Annotated in this window: 15 protein-coding genes; 9 read left to right on the top strand and 6 right to left on the bottom strand. The window is 39.0% G+C overall.

Annotation, left to right across the window (positions count from 1 at the left end):
- Positions 1 to 12: 12 nt before the first annotated feature.
- Entirely contained in the window at positions 13 to 714 is a 702-nt protein-coding gene (locus EHQ16_RS00530; RefSeq protein WP_135637572.1) for a hypothetical protein, read from the bottom strand.
- Between EHQ16_RS00530 and EHQ16_RS00535 the strand changes: the two genes are divergently transcribed.
- A complete protein-coding gene (locus tag EHQ16_RS00535; protein ID WP_135637573.1) occupies positions 690 to 1,535 on the top strand; it encodes a YndJ family transporter in 846 nt (281 codons plus the stop codon). The genes EHQ16_RS00530 and EHQ16_RS00535 overlap by 25 nt on opposite strands.
- A 41-nt stretch (positions 1,536 to 1,576) precedes the next feature.
- Here EHQ16_RS00535 and EHQ16_RS00540 read toward each other — a convergent pair whose 3' ends face one another.
- Positions 1,577 to 2,710 carry a sulfite exporter TauE/SafE family protein gene (locus EHQ16_RS00540; protein ID WP_244241860.1) on the bottom strand — a complete coding sequence of 378 codons (1,134 nt, stop codon included), beginning with the start codon at positions 2,708 to 2,710 and terminating at the stop codon, positions 1,577 to 1,579.
- A 181-nt stretch (positions 2,711 to 2,891) separates the two neighbouring features.
- Between EHQ16_RS00540 and EHQ16_RS00545 the strand changes: the two genes are divergently transcribed.
- Positions 2,892 to 3,890, top strand: a complete 999-nt coding sequence (locus EHQ16_RS00545) for a spore germination YkwD domain-containing protein (RefSeq protein WP_135637574.1) — start codon at positions 2,892 to 2,894, stop codon at positions 3,888 to 3,890.
- 332 nt (positions 3,891 to 4,222) lie between these two features.
- Here EHQ16_RS00545 and leuD read toward each other — a convergent pair whose 3' ends face one another.
- Positions 4,223 to 4,849: a 3-isopropylmalate dehydratase small subunit gene (gene leuD / locus EHQ16_RS00550; RefSeq protein ID WP_135637575.1), complete on the bottom strand. Its 627-nt coding sequence runs from the start codon at positions 4,847 to 4,849 to the stop codon at positions 4,223 to 4,225.
- Entirely contained in the window at positions 4,846 to 6,249 is a 1,404-nt protein-coding gene (gene leuC / locus EHQ16_RS00555; protein ID WP_135637576.1) for a 3-isopropylmalate dehydratase large subunit, read from the bottom strand. Before leuC ends, leuD begins: the two co-directional genes overlap by 4 nt.
- Positions 6,250 to 6,341: 92 nt before the next feature.
- Here leuC and EHQ16_RS00560 point away from each other — a divergent pair, with 92 nt between their 5' ends.
- A complete protein-coding gene (locus tag EHQ16_RS00560) occupies positions 6,342 to 7,244 on the top strand; it encodes a LysR family transcriptional regulator (protein ID WP_135637577.1) in 903 nt (300 codons plus the stop codon).
- Positions 7,245 to 7,276: 32 nt separating this feature from the next.
- Here the strand turns inward: EHQ16_RS00560 and EHQ16_RS00565 are convergent, their stop codons facing one another.
- A complete protein-coding gene (locus EHQ16_RS00565) occupies positions 7,277 to 8,602 on the bottom strand; it encodes an LA_0442/LA_0875 N-terminal domain-containing protein (protein WP_135637602.1) in 1,326 nt (441 codons plus the stop codon).
- Positions 8,603 to 8,814: 212 nt separating this feature from the next.
- On the opposite strand from EHQ16_RS00565, the gene EHQ16_RS00570 reads away from it, so the two are divergent.
- From EHQ16_RS00570 to EHQ16_RS00585, 4 genes are all read left to right on the top strand, one after another.
- The gene (locus tag EHQ16_RS00570; protein WP_135637578.1) at positions 8,815 to 9,360 is read left to right on the top strand and encodes a hypothetical protein; all 546 of its coding nucleotides are present in this window, start codon (positions 8,815 to 8,817) and stop codon (positions 9,358 to 9,360) included.
- Between the two features lie 467 nt (positions 9,361 to 9,827).
- Positions 9,828 to 10,181 carry a hypothetical protein gene (locus EHQ16_RS00575; protein ID WP_135637580.1) on the top strand — a complete coding sequence of 118 codons (354 nt, stop codon included), beginning with the start codon at positions 9,828 to 9,830 and terminating at the stop codon, positions 10,179 to 10,181.
- A gap of 1 nt (position 10,182) precedes the next feature.
- Entirely contained in the window at positions 10,183 to 10,569 is a 387-nt protein-coding gene (locus EHQ16_RS00580; RefSeq protein ID WP_135637582.1) for a hypothetical protein, read from the top strand.
- Between the two features lie 264 nt (positions 10,570 to 10,833).
- Positions 10,834 to 12,300, top strand: coding sequence for an ankyrin repeat domain-containing protein (locus EHQ16_RS00585; RefSeq protein WP_135637584.1), 1,467 nt, complete (start codon positions 10,834 to 10,836; stop codon positions 12,298 to 12,300).
- Between the two features lie 59 nt (positions 12,301 to 12,359).
- Here the strand turns inward: EHQ16_RS00585 and EHQ16_RS00590 are convergent, their stop codons facing one another.
- Positions 12,360 to 13,433 (bottom strand): M12 family metallopeptidase, encoded by a 1,074-nt coding sequence (locus tag EHQ16_RS00590; RefSeq protein WP_135637586.1) that lies wholly within the window; start codon positions 13,431 to 13,433, stop codon positions 12,360 to 12,362.
- Between the two features lie 155 nt (positions 13,434 to 13,588).
- Here EHQ16_RS00590 and EHQ16_RS00595 point away from each other — a divergent pair, with 155 nt between their 5' ends.
- Together EHQ16_RS00595 and EHQ16_RS00600 are read left to right on the top strand one after the other, a co-directional pair.
- Complete coding sequence (locus EHQ16_RS00595) at positions 13,589 to 13,936, top strand: hypothetical protein (RefSeq protein WP_135637588.1); 348 nt, start codon at positions 13,589 to 13,591, stop codon at positions 13,934 to 13,936.
- Positions 13,937 to 14,194: 258 nt separating this feature from the next.
- Entirely contained in the window at positions 14,195 to 16,873 is a 2,679-nt protein-coding gene (locus EHQ16_RS00600; protein WP_135637590.1) for a chitobiase/beta-hexosaminidase C-terminal domain-containing protein, read from the top strand.
- Positions 16,874 to 17,540: the final 667 nt, after the last annotated feature.

The following is a 17,540-nucleotide window of genomic DNA, read 5'->3' on the forward strand; positions in this document are numbered from 1 at the left end:
TGAACTTTCGAATCAATTACGAGCATTCATGTTTATTTCTTTCAAAATTTCAAAGCGAAGGGTTGTAAACTCGGTATGGAAATCTTTTCGATTTCTTTCCACCATTGCCTCTTTATGTTCTAATCCATCTTTTTCAGAATCCATTCCATGAACCATGTCGATCATATCCTTTTCCGAATTCCAAATGCTGAAGGTTAAAAAATTACGAAAAGGACGAAAGGCAGCAAATGCGATTTTTTTTCCAGGATGATCCCTTACCTGTTTCTCCACAGGTTTTCCCCATTTCGTAAATCGAAAAAGTTGTGAAATTTTCAATCGTGCCAGAGTGATGGCGATCACTGGTTTTGCTAAGTCCACATTCTTTGGATAGAGAGTTGCGGAATCTAATTCTTTGATTTTCCCCCATCGCCGATACAATCGCAATCGAATCTGCCACCCAAAGCGCATGGGATCCCTTGGAGATAAATTTAAAAACAAATCCAAATCCTCTTCGGATTTCCAAAAAGCTACCAACACAACCCGCGAAAAAAAATAACGATTTTTTGATAAAATCGATTCACCTAATTGCATAGGAAGCAATGTTTCCGCATGGATGAGGCCTTTTACTTTCTTTCGTTTTAGATAAAAAAATAAATAGTATGGCAGTTTATAAAATGGCAATTCAAACTGATGGAAACTAAAAATTTCTTGTGTATGAAATTGTATCTCTGACATTTTTACTCTACGTTATGTATGAAAATTTTTTATTACTCGGTATCCTTTGTTTTGGATATCTAATTGCACCATTTTTTACCAATCGATTCTTCTTAAATCAATCAAAAGTATATACACGTTTTCACTTAATTTCCATTACTCTTTTGATTTTGGCAATCTACTTTAGAATTCCGAAGTTATCCTTTGTATGGATTCTTTTTTCTGGATTTGGAATGATTTTGTTCTATAAAATCCATCGAAATGTTTTATTTCAGTTTAATACCTGGATCAAATTTTTCCCTTTAGGATTTAGTTCCATTTCCTCAGTTTGGTTCTTTTGTGGAACTAACGAATGCAGCTTACTTGGTTACAACACAACCTGGAGTTATTATGCGGCCATTCATAGTTGTTACATTGGTTGGTTATTTTTATCGGGAGTTATTTTTCTTTTTGCAAAAAACCAAGAACAAAAAACAGGAAATTTTCTTATATTAACAATTGTTATCTTATTTTTAATGATTGCTTTCGGAATCTACGGAAACCCTAATCTAAAGAAATTCGGTGTGATCGGATATTTGTTTCTATTACCTTTTTCACTGATTCATTCAAATATATTATTCCAAAATCAAAATTCCATTTCGAGAATTTTGGCTAGATCTAGTCTTTTTTTCCTTTGTTTAACCCTGTTACTCGCCACTTTGAATGAATTTTATATTGGATTTCCCAAATATATTTTAGGATATCCTTTGATGGTGGTGTTTCATGGAAGTATTAACGCATTCATAGTGATCCCTTGTTTTTTGGGATCCATTGCTTTTGCATCATTTAAAATTCAAAACTAGATTTTCACTTGAATCGGTGGTTGAATATTCGCTAAGAAATATCAAAAATCATATTTTTCAATCAACACTTGATCCTTAAAATAATATGCTTCATAGGACTGAGAACCGATGGCATAAACCACTTCAACTACAATTTGATCCGCTTCCGGATGACGACTTTTTATCAATTGTTGGTTTTCCTCTGTTAATTCCGAAATCGGAATTACTTGTTCGAATTCAAAGCCTTCATCATAACTTAATTCAAATGCATACTCTCCATTGAGCCATTTCAATTTAGTTTCGATACCGTTCTCTTTCGAACTGGCGAGAAGTTCTCCCCCATTTTGTACCACAAGATGGGAACCAGAATCACCAAGCATAAAAAAACCAGATACAAACATGGCGCAGTAACCTATTTTTTTGAAAAACAGATCACTCAACCTAGGCAACACCCATTTCATAAACCAAGTAGACAACAAGGCAGAAACTGCAATGGAAAATCCAACAGAGATGACTTTCATTGAAATCAATCCGAACAAAGTATAAAGCACAATCTTGATTAAATGTAGAATCACTTCGTTCGCCGCCCTGGTTGCGATGATTTCTTCTTTGGTAAGGCCATAACGAAAATAAAATTTGTTGAATAACAATCCCACGGCACCCGTAAACCCTGATAAAAAACCAGCCATAAACCCTATACAAGTGATCTTCAATGGAGATAGTTTTCTAACTTCCGAAACTTCCTCCTGCTTTTTAAAAAGCAAAGGAAGATTGCTCACAAGGAAAATTCCCAAAACAATTTCCAAATACAATGGATTCACAAACTTTAACAACCAGGCACCTAAAAAAACTGCTGGCAGAGCCGCGGGAATGAACCACCTTACAATAGGCCAATAGATATTTTGACGAAAAACAATGATCCTTGAAGAAGAACTCGTGAAGGATCCAATGGATAACGCTGCAGGAACTTGAGTGATAGGAAGAAAACTACCCAGGATAGGAATTAGCATCAGGCCGGCACCACCACCACAAATAGCACTGATGGCAAAAGCAATAAAACTAGAAACAAATACAATAGATAAAGTCACTAACATCATGGTTACATCGTTCAAAAGTGAAAAAGAAGCTCTTAAACGTTTTAAATAAAGGTTATGGTCTATATAAAAAGAAAACCAAAAATTATCAATCTGAAACATTCCTCCGTCGTTTGTTAAAACTCGGTATCAATTCGATGACTCTGTGATCCTTGCGTTTGAATTCTTTCAATAGTAATGGTTATGAAAAAAGTTGACACCCTTAACATTTGATATAAAATGAGCGCCTATCTTTTGAGTTCAATGTCCCTATTCTCAAAATTTTGTCGCAGGTAAAAAAACTATGAAATTTTTTTCAGCCCTAACTCTTCACTCAGTTGTATTTGTTTTTTATTTTCCTGCCTATTCGCAAACGTTTTCGATTTCAGAATCTGAGTATCAAAAAAGAGGACTAAAGATTTTAGAAACAATTTTACAGGCGAACCAATTTCCCTCTCCGAAACTTGATCCCAAATTAAATCTCGCAGCAGAAAAACACGGAGACTATTTATCCCTCAATCAAAATACAGATATTAAAATTGATAGCCAAATGGAAACCATTGATTGGGTTCATAACGAAAGGGAAGGTCTTCCCGGGTTCATTGGAAAAACTCCTCAAGACCAAGCTCTAGCAGTCGGATTCAAACCTGACACCGGTTGTTATGTCGGAAACACAGTCTTACCTTTGATGAAAAAAGATCATAGGGAATCACCAGAATTTTTGTTTAGAGGACTACTCGATACTCCCTTTCACAGATCAATGGTTCTACACCCAGCAATTCAACGAATTGGTATGAAGAGAGTTTCTTATGAAAACGGAAAATATATTTTAGTTTTTTTTGCTGAATATTGTCTTTCTGGTAAAAAACCGGCCTTTGTCCATTATCCAGTCTCAAACGAAGATCAAATTCGCCTTCGAATGCATCCTGAATTACCAAATCCATTTCCACAGTTACAGTATCTTTCTTATTCAACAGCAATCACCGTACAGCTGTTTTTTGATGATAACCCAGAAACAGAATTGTTTTGGGAAGAGGCAGTTCTCTTGGATTCAAAAGGAAAATCTGTCCCTATTAGCACCTTAAGTTTAACCAACCCACCTCCCGATACGAAAGATTTTTTAAAAAGTATGAAGTTTGTCGCTTTTGTTGCAAACGAACCATTCTCACCTAATACAGAATATACGGTAAAAACAAAAGTAAAAAATCAATCAGGGAAAATAGTCTTCCAGAAAACTTGGAAGTTCCGAACAGAATCGGAAGATTCATTTTTTAAGACTTTTGCCCCGCAAGATCCGGAATGAAGATAAGAATTAAGTCATAGGATCACAAGAAACTAGGATGATCTTTAAAATGCGATTACTGTGAAAAAGCGAAATGATTTTGAATAAAATCTAGGAAATTGCGAAGTGGGTTGTGGGATTCGAGCGGTTAGGGTATAGGGGAAATTCGCACAGCCCACGAGCCACTCCCCTCCACCCTAACTCGGGCGGGGGATTTTGGACTCACCCCCACATTATGTCACATTCTACCATTCCCCCACGACCCCGCTGGCAGATGCCGGGCGTAAGCGAACAACGCCTATATACTCAAGTGACTCAAGCGTTTCATTGGTTTTCTATTTAAAGAAAAAGTATTACCAATACACTTCCAAAAATGATTTTTCATTTTTTCTTATCTGTTCAAATTCAAAAATCTCTTTTGAATGTTTTAGAGTGATATCAATATCATCCCAACCGTTCCGGATGCGATTGACAGAAGCTGAATCCAAATGGAAGTGAAATGTTTGTTCTCCCGCTTGCACTTCCGATGTTTCTAAATTGATTCGAATTTGAGATCCAGAATTTTTAGAAACCCACTCACCAAGAAAATGAATTTCTTCTTCTTTCAAACGAACAAGAGCAATTCCATTCTTCGCAGAATTAATGGAGAATATATCGGCGAAGGAAGGTGCCAAAATCGCTCTGAATCCGAAATCAGAAAGAGCCCAAGGTGCATGTTCTCTGCTCGAACCACAGCCAAAATTTTTCCCAGCGATAAGCACACTTGCATTTGTAAATCCTTCCTGGTTCAAAATGAAATCTGGATTTGGAATCTTTCCTTCTAAGTCTAAATACCTCCAATCATAAAATAAATGTTTTCCAAAACCCTTTTTATCGATTAGTTTCATAAATTGTTTTGGAAGTATTTGGTCTGTATCAATATCCTCTCTCGGGATTGATACGGCAACTCCCGTATGGATTGTCCAATTTTCTACGCTCATACCAATTTCCTCACATCTGTAAATTTTCCAGTCACTGCAGCAGCTGCTGCCATAGAAGGACTGACTAAATGAGTTCTTCCTCCTCTACCTTGTCTTCCTTCGAAGTTCCGGTTAGAAGTAGATGCACATCTTTCACCCGGTTTTAATACATCATCGTTCATCGCAAGGCAAAGGGAACAACCTGGCTCTCGCCATTCGAATCCAGCTTCTAAAAATATTTGATCCAAACCTTCCGATTCCGCCTGCCGTTTCACTCTACCGGAACCTGGCACCACCAATGCTTGCACTCTTGGATGAACCTTTTTGCCTCGAGCCACCTCTGCAGCAGATCGTAAGTCCTCTATCCTTGAATTGGTACAAGAGCCGATAAACACCTTATCGATGTTAATCTCAGAAATGGGAGTTCCAGGTTTTAAATCCATATATTCCAATGCATTTTTTGCAGTTTCTCTTTCTCGTTTCTCTTGGAAATCATCAGAATTTGGTATCACTCCTGTGATGGATAAAGTCTGGGATGGATTGGTTCCCCAAGTCACCTGAGGTTCTATTTTAGAAATATCCAATTCGATCATCGCGTCAAAAACGGCATCTCTATCAGTGAAGAATGTTTTCCAATATTTTACTGCCTCTTCAAAACTTTCTCCTTTTGGGATTAACTTTTTATCTTTCAAATAATCAAATGTAATTTGGTCTGGTGCGATGAGACTTGCCCTTGCGCCAGCTTCGATACTCATATTACAAAGTGTCATTCGCCCTTCCATAGAAAGAGAACGAATCCATTCACCCGAATATTCTAAAGTGTAACCCCTCCCACCGGAAGTTCCCATTTTTGTTATGAGTGCAAGAACGATATCTTTTGCAGTGATACCAAATCCAGGTTTCCCAACAAATTGAACTAACATCGATTTTGTTTTTGCCTGTTTCAAGGTTTGTGTTGCAAGCACATGTTCTACTTCACTAGTCCCTATTCCAAAAGCCAATGCGCCAAAGGCCCCATGAGTGGCTGTATGAGAATCCCCGCATACGATTACTGATCCAGGGATCGTAAATCCTAACTCAGGACCTAAAACATGGACGATTCCTTGTTCGGGATCTTCCGGACCAAACAAATGAATTCCGAAATCGTTGCAGTTTTTCTCCATTGTATCAATCTGCAACCTGGAGACTGGCCCCGCGGCATCTCTGTTTTTACGATCTCTTGTGGAAACATTATGATCCACAACTCCGAATGTCAGATCCTTTCTTCTTACATCTCTGTTTTTAGTTCTTAATCCTTCAAATGCTTGGGCAGATGTCACCTCATGTAAGATATGCCGATCCACATATAAAATAGATTCAGAATCTGAATTCTCTAAAATCTTATGACTTTCCCAAATTTTATCGTAAAGAGTTTGTCCCATATTTTCCTCTTGGTAAATAAGATATCAAATTTACTGATATAATGCAAATAAATTGGTTTTATAAAATATATAACTAAAAGTTATAAGTCTATATGGAATTCAGACAGATCATTTATTTTCTGGAAATCTCAGAATCGGGCACATTCCAAAAGGCTGCGTCGCGGCTGGGATTAACACAACCCGCACTCTCTAGACAGATTTTCCTTTTAGAAAAAGAATTAGGAGTCACAGTCTTGGAAAGAGGAGGAAGGTCAGTTCGCCTAACTCATGAAGGAGAAAGATTCTATCAGTATTCAGTTCGTATGAAAGAGTTATGGGAAGAAATACAAAACGGCTTTTCCAAAGAAAATGAACTAAAAGGTAACTTTTCCATTTCCGCGGGAGGAACAGTTTCTGCTTGGATCTTACCTCAAATCTTAAAAGATATCCTAAAAACAAAACCAGGACTTTCTCTATCCGTAAGGGAAGGAGATGCATCCGAAACTAAGGACGCAGTTTTAAAAGGAGAAGTAGACCTTGGGATTTTGACCGGTCCTGTTGCAGAACCTAGTCTGAATGTTCTAGAATTTTTATCCGATAGAATCTTTCCTGTAGCAGCAAAGGATCATCCCATCTTTCTAAAAAAGAAAATCAGAATGGAAGATTTAAAAAAACAATCCTTTGTATTCTTCCATCCAGGTTCAGCTCTGAGAAAAGCAGTAGAGAAGAAGATCAAATCTTTTTCAAAAGAATTTGGTTCGAACATCGCCATGGAACTGAGAAGTGTAGAATCCGTGATCAAATCATTGGAAGCGGGACTTGGGATCGGTTTTTTATCCGAATATTCCATCAGTCCAAAACTGGAAAAAATTAAATTTGAAGACTGGAATGCAGAAAGAAAATTTTATCTCTGTTATCGCAAAAAATCAGGACCAGGACTTACGATGCTTGCTGAAGAAATTTTAAGATCCGCAGAGAAATGGAAATCCCAAAAGGAAAAATCCTCCCTTTCTTAAGAGGAAAGGAAGATCTTTCTTTTTTCTCTGAATTAAAAATCAAAACGATAGTTTGCACCAACTTGAACGTAAGACAATATCGTCTTCGAATCATAAAACATCGGAATTAATTTTTGAGGCCCATACACTCTTAGTAAAAGTTGTGAAGGATCCGAATTTCCACTACCATCGTTATCCGTTATATAACCTGACTGCAATTTGTTATTCAGAGTCATGTTACTCGCTTCTACGAATAAACTTAAATCACCTTTGACCTTCGTTGTGAATTTTACATTCACTTCGGTTCCAGTAGATTTCCATTGGTAGTCCAGGCCATTTTGATTGTATCTAACAGGAAAGGTATTAAATCGAAATTCGTTACTTCGAAATGAGGATGGACCTTGCATATCTAAATGCAAAACCTGACCTTGTAGAGTAAATCTTTCTAAAAATTTCCATTCGAATCCAATTCCAATACTATAACCTTTTAACGAATGACTTGTATCACGAAAACTCACTCGGTTAGGATCGATCCCCGTGGAGGTAATCCCTCCAACACTACCAACTTCATGACTGCTCTTTGTCCAAATTCTTTCCAGGCCTCCTAAAATTTGAAGGTCTAAAACTGGATGTGGATAAGGAGAAAAACCAACCCTCGAAGAAAGTTTTTGAAATTTTGTTTCGCCATTTCCAAAAAGAACATTTGTCGTTTTTTCAGAAGTGGATGAGGAAGAGCCACCCCCACTCCCAAAAGCAAGTGTCTGAAAGCCACCAACATCTAAATTTCCTTTTGCTTCTGTTCCGCGAATCTCAATGGTAAATCTGTCCCATGCGTAAAACAAACGACCAGTTACACTTTGATTTTTACTTTTGTAAGGTGTGGATTGAAGTTCGGCTTGACCGCCACTGCTAAAAAGAAGTCCTGCAACCTGAATGGTTTGAAAGAAAGGACGGAGCTCTGATTGGCTCTCGCCACTTCCAACTCCAAAGGAACCTTCCAGATAATGTCGTTTCGCATTGGAAAGTTGTTCCTCTCGGTTTTTCTGTTTTGTTTCCTTGGCTCTCCGATTCTCTTCTTCCTGTTTTTGTTTTTCTGCGAGTTCTTTTTCTTCTTTGAGTTTCTTTTCCTTCTCCGAAATTTGAGGTTCTATTTTAAGAGAAGAGGATTCAGATTTTTTTCCAAAAGAAACTTTTCGAACCACCGACTTAGGAAACACTTTTGTACTTCCATCTGTGAGTTTCATCGTTACAGAATCTTTGTCTTGGGCTAAGATGGTACCTTCCCATTTTTCTCCGGACTTGAGTTGAATCGTTTCACTCCGAAGAGATAAATTCGCAAAAAGAAAGACCAGAAATAATAGGTTAATAATTTTTTTCATCATTTTAGCTCGTTCCAAACTTATTTGGGAGGATCTTAACACATCCTATTCATTTTGCAATTCGATTAAACATTTTAGAGATCAATTTTAAAAAATCATTTCGATAGGATTCTATTGACGTGCGAACTATATGAAAAATCAAACCTTAGGAATCGTAAGTTTAGAATTTACAAAGTGCTTGCGAGAAACCATCCGGGCCATGAAATCAGCGAATGCGCCGTAAACTATGGATCTTTATATTGATTCTAAGCATTCTCTTTTCTTTGGCTGCAGAAGTCATTGCAGGACTCGGGGGATTTGCCAGTGCCTTCTCTTCGATAGAACTTGGATCGGGCTCATTGCCTGCGGCGCGAGTGGGTGGGCCATTCCTACTAACAATCGTCCTTGTCTTCCTGTTTCTCATCCTATTGTCGTTTATTTCCATACTCACCACCACTGGAATCTTGGGTTTAATCAAAGGGCTATTCCTGGGATTGACGTTAGGTTTGTTAATCGACTATGTCGTCAGTCGAGATAAAATCAAACCAGGTGACCCTGCCATCATACGACTTTGGGCAGGCCGAGGCGCTGCATTGATGTTCGTGTTTGTACTCTGGGTGGGAATACTAAATCCGTTACTTTCAAAACTGGGCCCTCATCCCATTGAGGTTTTCAGTGTAAAAGATATCGTAGGGATTTTTTCTACTACAGGCATTTTTGTCTGTTTTTTCTTTGCATTTATCGGTGTTATACGGTATTACTGGACAAAGAGAAAGTAACAAAATGTCCAAAAATTCTACATTTATAACCTCGAGAGAGTTTGGCGATGCCAACCTTCGTGACTAAGGACTGCCGCATGTGGGCGAGTCCCCAAAGATTCGCCCCTCTTCCAAAAATGAACACCATACTACGTACCATTTGATCAAAAATGGGGGCCGGGCTATCCAGGGCTTTGGTCGCAAAGCGACCGCTAACGCGCACCGGATATCCCTCTCGCAGGGTTCGTTCCGATCCAAACAAAAACCAATCCACCTAACACTAAAAAAGGAAGTGTTGCAGATAACCTAAAATTAAGCGGTATAAACTATTATTTTCTCATAAGAATCATTGTAACCTTAGCTTTGATTGGTGGTTTGCTATTTGTCATAGTAATTCGGTCAAAAACTGTAATTAATTTTAACATTATATTCTTTTGTTTGACATCCAGACCTCTGGCTTTTACCTGATTCGAATCAAGGAGAAACAAATGAGAAAAATGTCCGTATTTTTCATTGCGATGATCATCATTGCAATTACTAACTGTAGCACACCTACAGTTAAATATATGAGCACAAAGCCTATTCTCACAGGCAAAAACGTGAAATATGAGTTAGTAAATAGTTCTGTTGCATCGGGCAACGCAGTATTTTATATATTCGGATTTCAGATAGGTGACTACAAAAACTATTCAACCCTTTTGGATGCAGCTCAATCTAAAAATTCGTGTGACTTAGCGAAGAATGTTCAGCTAAACTACGCGAGAAGTGAACAAGCATTTATTGCAACTGAAAGTTATAGTGTCGTTGCTGAATGTTGGAAATTGACAAGTGGAGGAAAATAATATGAAAGCTTCAAACAAAAAAATACTCGCTGTTGCCCTCATGTTGTTTTTGGCTTCTTTTGTAACTAACTGTGTTACCGTACAAGGAAATTATGCTTTTGTTTCGGAAAAGGAAATTGATTTTAACAAAGAATACGAAAAGAAACCGCAACCAATTAAAGCTGAATATTCAGTTCCTTTTGTATTGCTCCCACTAGGAGATACGCGAGTATCCCGTATGAGTGCGGAAGTCATTCAAAAAGCATGCGCCGAAAACGGAGTTGAGTTTTTAACAAACACTCAAATCAATTCAAGTTCATTTTACTTTTTTCTCTATGGACAAGTAAAGTATGAATTGACTGGCGATGGCTGGATCGAAAAACAAACACCAGCAAAAAAAGGAAAATAACAATTCCATTCTAGGGATTTCGCAGTCCCTAGATTTCCACACTCACCTACTAAAATATTTTCATACAAAAAATACTCTGCGGCACCATCATCTTCACAAGTTCAGCGCATAATTTTTAAATCTCATTAAAAAACAAAATAAGCGGATATTCAAACTCACTGTTTCACAAATAATGCTTGTATAGCGGGATAAATTTAAATAATCAAACTGGTTGGTCTTATTTAGGCTTTCAAAAATAACGTTACGTTTGTTAGGAATAGTTTGATGAACTTTTTAAATTTCAATCTAAGAATCAATTGTTTTCTTCCTTTTTTCTCCCACTCCTTATCCCACTTTCAGAACTGTCTTCAAATCCTAGGGATCTATTTCAGAAAGTATCGCAGGCCCCCATCAAACAAACTCACTTTTGTTTGCCTTTTATCGATCATATTAAATTGTGTTTCAGCGGAAATACCAAAACCTAAGCTGGATCTTACAAAAGTAGTAAAAGCTGGTGACTGGACTGCAACTCAAGATTTCCTAGAAATCAATCGAGACAGTGTCAACTCTATCAATGATAGTGGTGGACGAGCTATACATGAAGCAGCTTTTCTTGGTGATGCGAAACAAACAAAATTATTAATCAAGTTTAAAGCCGATGTAAATGCAAAAGACAAACTTGGTATGACACCACTACATATCGCTAGTTCAAAAGGGTATACTGATTGTCTAAAGATTTTGTTAGATGCTGGTGCTTTGCCTAACGAAACAGATAACAAGGGTAAACTGCCAATACACTATGCAGTATCCGGCAGCTCTGCTAATATCAATCCATTGAAACTCTTATTAAAACGTGGTTCTTTAATTGATCCAAAGGATCGTAATGGAGCGACACCTTTAATTCATGCGATTCGAAAGAAAAATTACCAATTCGCCAAGTATTTGATAACGAACCGAGCAAATATTGACGTTGTGGACAAAGAAGGATTCAGTTTATTACACACACTAGCACTAAATGGCAATGTGGAATTAATGAAAATATTACTGGAATTAGGTGCGAACCCAAACAAACTAACCGAGCAGGGAAACGTTACTCCGCTTCATTTTGCGGCGATGAATGGACATTTAGAATCTGTACAATACCTTCTTAACAAAGGAGCAAATCCAGACACTCAAGATGATACTGGTTACACGGCCTTGCACTATGCTGTCATGGAAGGGGATCAGGAAATAGTCACAGCACTCCTGCGTAAAAAAGCGAATCCTAATCTCAGAGCGATTGATGGTTTCCCTCCTCTATTTGTTGCTGCACAAGTAGGTCATGCCAACATTGCTCGGCTATTATTGGAAAATCATGCTGACCCGAATCTACTGGGAAACGACAAAAGAGCCCCAATCCATAAAGCATGTTATGAGGGTCATCTAGAGGTTGTAAAAGTATTGTTAGAATTCAAGGCCGATAAAGAAATTCGGTCTAAACTCGGTTGGACTCCGCTTATCTCTGCATCAAGTGAAGGTCATTTAAAATTGGTTCAATTGCTTATCGATCACAAAGTCAACGTAAATGCCATCACGGAGCATAAGACAACCGCCCTCTACGCAGCAGCGGCGGAAGGTCATAAAGATGTTGTAGAGGCCTTATTGAATGCTGGTGCCGTAACCAATTTACCTGATACGGTTTCACCCATAGATGTTGCAAAATTATATGGCCACCATCAGATTGCGGATCTAATTCGAAACAGAGGAAAATGATTTAACAAAATATTTTCCTTAAGTCCTTTCTGAAATGATGAGCGGACAAAGCACACCAATCAATCAGGTTTACCAAGAACAACTTTACCCTTAGATTTTGAGTTGGTGGTGAAGGCCAGTTTGCACTGTGAATGAACGTCAATGACCCATAGATGACCGATATAGGTTTCTTGTTCATGTGTGCTATCGGGATGTATCGTTGCATATTTGATTTTTTTGCCCGCGTTCAACCAATATAATGTAAGAACATCTTCCGTATGATTTTCAACGCTGAACGAACTTCCGCCCAACACCTTTGATGGCGTTTTCGCTAAATTCTGGCATTTGATTTCAGAGACTCCCGATATTGTGGGAGCTTGTGTGGCTGGCGTGATGGGAGTCTGGTGTCCTTCGATCACAGACGTTTTGCCTGGGTACATTTTTGCAATATTGATCTTATCCATTTCAGAAAGTTCGACATTCAGGTCTACCGACGAACCATCGAGGGTCCAGAAGTCGGGATAGGAATAGACCATAATCGATTGGGGGTCGTATTGGCTGAAATTGACACGATTGCGGTCGTGCGGTTTGATGATAAAATCGTCCACCATTTCGATCGTCCATCCTTGCTGAGACAAATCGGCAAAAATTGCATTCCTGTTCCAACGCACTTGATTGGTTGGATTCTGGTGTTCATGATCCAAACCCAGCGCATGACCGAATTCATGTAATATTGTGGCTTCATCTACCCATTCGAGATTCATCGTTCGTTCATTCTGCTTATAATATTCTGCCTCTTTGCCTATCGCCGAATTAGCACCGGCACCACGCACAAAATCAATTCGTATATTGGATTTTTGCCCACGGAGCTCCTTTACAGAATCGAAAAATTCAAAAGTCAGATTCGCATAACGCGTCCATTCGATGGCAGTGCTTCGCACCATCTGCCGCTCGGCATTCGTACCACCTAGAAAAAGGATACGTATGGTCTGGCCGTTTTTCCAGCGAGTGCCTTTGACTTCAACAGAGCGTGCCCTAACTGTTGGTTGCACGGGTGGTTTCACAAAGCTCATTCGTTTGCCACCCTGGCTTGGAGAAATGGCGGTGCCGCAGATGATCAGGCAGACAAAAAATATGATGGCAACGTTTTTCATAGTAATCCTACTTTTTCGGACAGCAAATTAAGCGATTCGCTTTGCGTAGAATTTTTTATAATCAATCCTAGAAGTAAAGCCTAAAGCATCAGAATAGATTCACTTCCGATGATAAAAGATTATTGACGGAGAGTCTGAAATCGCTCTGATGCGGTATGATCCTTCGATTTTTTTTATTTACCGTTGCCATTTTCATTTGCACGCAATGTGCATCACTTGATCTCGCGGGAAAAAGTTATGCGGGTAAACCGACAGAACGTATACAGAAACGGGGAATCATAGGTGCGGGGCAAGCAGGAAGACTCGATTTTACGACGGAACAAGTGACCTATATTTTACCCGGCTCCGACCTGAAAGGCATCGGCACCTATACCGTTTCAGCCGATAAGGTTACGATCCATGATACCACTGGGAACGATCATAATTTTACAATTAAAGAGGATGGTAAAATCTTACAATGGAAGGGCGTCGATCTTCGCCGCACAGATTTTCCCTGGCCCTGATAAAGTAAAACTTTCGTTTTATAGGTGTTAGCAGAAGGTTAAAAATCGAACTGAATTAAACGCTCAATAGAACAGCCCAGATAGTCGAAATCAAAATGACCCGAGGTCACCGTTTTAAACGTTATTTCTAAGGTTTTGGAACGTTATTGACGGTGTTTTGGAAATTTTTTTCTGTTGGAGGTGAATTTCGGCTAGAATGCAATCCCGAATTCCCAATTCACTGTATTTCAATCGAATCCAATTTGGATACAATGAACCATGCGAAACTCTAATCAATATTTCCATTACCTTTCCCTCATTCTTATTTTTTCATTTCAGTTTTGTATCTTGTTACCTAACAATGGTTCCAACCCCAATGCCATCATGGCTCTTCTTCTCGGATTGGGAGGACGTTCATCCACACCAGTCAATATGGATCCTGGAACTGTAGTCGACTTATCAGGTAACGGCTCGTTCGAAGGAACACTTGTCGATTCTGACGGGAATGGTATATCCGACGGCATTGCTCTCACGGGCATTGGTGTTCCAAACTTGATACTCATCGATACCAATGCAGATAGTATTCCTGATGCTGTGGATACAAATGGGGACGGAGTTGCTGATTATTACATCAATCCAACACCTCCCGCTTTTCTTACAACTGGGCCTGGGGGATCAGGAAGTCCAGTTGTTGCAATCGTAGACTCAAGTGGAAATCTCATTGGTTTTGATACAGACGGTGATGGAACGGCAAATGATACTTTGGTGGCACAAATCCTTGGTGATACAGCACCACCCACCATCACAAGCTCCTTGTCATCAGGAACTTATTCAACATCACAAACGACAACTTTAACTTGCACTGACAATTTTGCCCCCGGAAACATTATTTATACGTTAGATGGATCCACACCTAACTTTCAAACGAAAGAAGGAACCATTCTTTCTCCACCATCCAAAACCGTTAGCCTTTCCTTTGAAGGCAGTCGAACTTTAACAGCCTTTTGTCGAGACCTGAATGGCAATTTATCCTCAACAATTCAAATCAATTATACAGTTGATTCTTCGGTACCTGCTTTAACTTTAGTGAGTCAAACATCATTGGCAGTGAGTTCATCGGGTACTGGCATTCAATCTTCCACTGCAACCTGGCAAACAAATCGTTCTGGTTCCTACGCAATTTACGAAGGTAGTTCCTGTTCTGGAACAAACATCACAACTGGGTCAGCTTCCGCCAATCAGAACATAACATTCGTTCGTTCTTACACTAATTTTTCTGGTGAAGGAACAAAATCCTATAGGATCTGTGTGACTGGATCAAATGGATTGGTAGGATTTGTATCATTTTCTCTGCAAAGGGATGACACAGCACCAGTGATATCCACATCTCCTAGTGCTGGTAATTATAGTTCTGCTACTTCAGTGACAGCTAGCTGTACTGATGTTGGTGGATCTGGTTGTGAAAAAATCGCTTACACGACCCAAGCGGGAAGCGCACCTTCCAATCCCGGCATCCAAGGACCAACAGGAAACATTACGAATGGTGTATTGTATAACTCAGCAATCGATATGTCCGATGCTTCCGTAACTTATACTAAGTTTGTGGCCCGTGACAATGCTGGGAACCTATCATCGATCCATTCACAAACTTTCACAGTCGATACCCAAGTGGCAACAATTACAGTCAATTCTTTCACCTCCGCTATCAATGGTTCTAGTAACGTTAACCTCAATTGGCAAAGTTCCAAAGTGGGAACCTACCAAATTCGAATCGGCGGTAGCAGTTGTTCAACGGGAACTGAACTAAGCAATGGATCTGGAAATTCCAATGTCTCTGGTTCCGCACTTGTTGCTACGGACATCAGTTCCACGATAACCAATACGCACTTTATTGAAGGAGAAAACACGATCCGAATTTGTGTTTCAAATTTAATCGGTAGTTTTGGTTTTACAACGCGTACAACAAATAAAGATACGATAGCACCAAATGTAAGCATTACTTCCCCATCTGGCTCGGGCCCTTTTCCTTCTGGCACACAAATACAACTCAGTTGTTCTGATACTGGGGGAACTGGGTGCGATAAAATCATTTATACTTTGAATGGCACTGATCCCACATTTGATTCCAATGGTGCAGTCACCAATGGTTCTATTTACTCCTCCGCATTTGCTCTTTCCAATGGCAATATACAAATAAAGTATCGAGCCATCGATCTAGCAAAAAACAATAGCTCAGTCATTACTCAAAATATTTATGTCGGCCCTCCTGTCATTTCTTCCGTTGGGGTTGGAACGGCACAATTAACCGTTAACTTTTCTACAGTAACGGGAGCAACGGGATATAAAGTTTATTATAGTTCAAGTTCAGGAGTAACGAATTCTAACTCCAGTGTATCAGGTACGAGTTCTCCAATTGTTTTAACTGGCCTTAATAATGATACAACCTATTACATAAGGATCGCGTTGACAGCTTCTTACGGCGAAAGCGATTTAGGATCAGAAACTTACCAAACTCCATCAAACCTTCCTTTAGTCGAAAGTTGTATTCTTCAGTGGCCTAGTACATTAACTTTAACAAGAAATACGACTGCAAACATTTCAAACGCTATCTATGTTCAATTTTATCATACAAATATAACGAATATCTTCCCACAAGTAGCGGACTCTAGAGTGCAATTACAAGTAGGATATGGACCTAGTAACTCGAACCCCATGACGGAACCTCAAAACTGGACTTTCTTTTCGGCATCATACAATTCCTCATGTTTAAGCTGTGGAAATAACCATGAATATTATTCGCTCATCACAGCTCCTTCAAATCCCGGAACCTATAAATATGTGGGGAGATTAAAGATAACAGGAGTTGCACGAGAGACATATTGTGATCTAGATGGATACGGAGGATACTCTGGCCTAACATTCTCGACTTCTCAATTAGGTACTTTGACTGTTCAGTAATTTAAGTTCTCTTTTTGAATTGTAATAAAGTTGCACCTAGTGCCGAACTGGCTTCCAATCATGGTCGAGGAGTCACTAGGTTCACGTACCATATGACAACAATGACTTTGTCATGGAAAATGAATTAGGAAGTTTCAATTTGAAAGTTTTATTCTTTTAACGAAAGATAGTTTACGTAAACTATCTGGATCGTTTTTTACGATCAATCCTCACTGATTTTCTTTTCGGTTCCTAGTATAGTCAGTTACTTTTTACCATTGCCTTTCTCGATTACCACGAAGTTCCAGGCTGAGGCTGAATGATAACGTCCATATCCTAATGGAAATATTACCAAAAAAAACTTTATCACAAGTATCTTCCTTCATCCAATCCACAAATGCGAACATTTCAGAAAATAAATTCCCAATAACGATATGTTTGTTTTCGAAATGATTGTTTTGTGTTAGAAGGGAAATTCGCACCTTCCCACGAGCCACTCCCCTCCACCCTAACTCGGGCGGGGGTTTGTAGATTCACACTAGAATTATGTCCCATCCCATCTCCCGTCTGGACATAAAAAAAACCCGCTTGTTAAGTGCGAGGTTAGTAAGTGAACAATGGTTAAAGGTTTAAGTTTAGAGACTTAACTTTTACAATATACAACGTAGCGTGACGACAATTCTAACAA

This window comes from Leptospira kanakyensis (assembly GCF_004769235.1).
GTDB lineage: Bacteria > Spirochaetota > Leptospiria > Leptospirales > Leptospiraceae > Leptospira_A > Leptospira_A kanakyensis.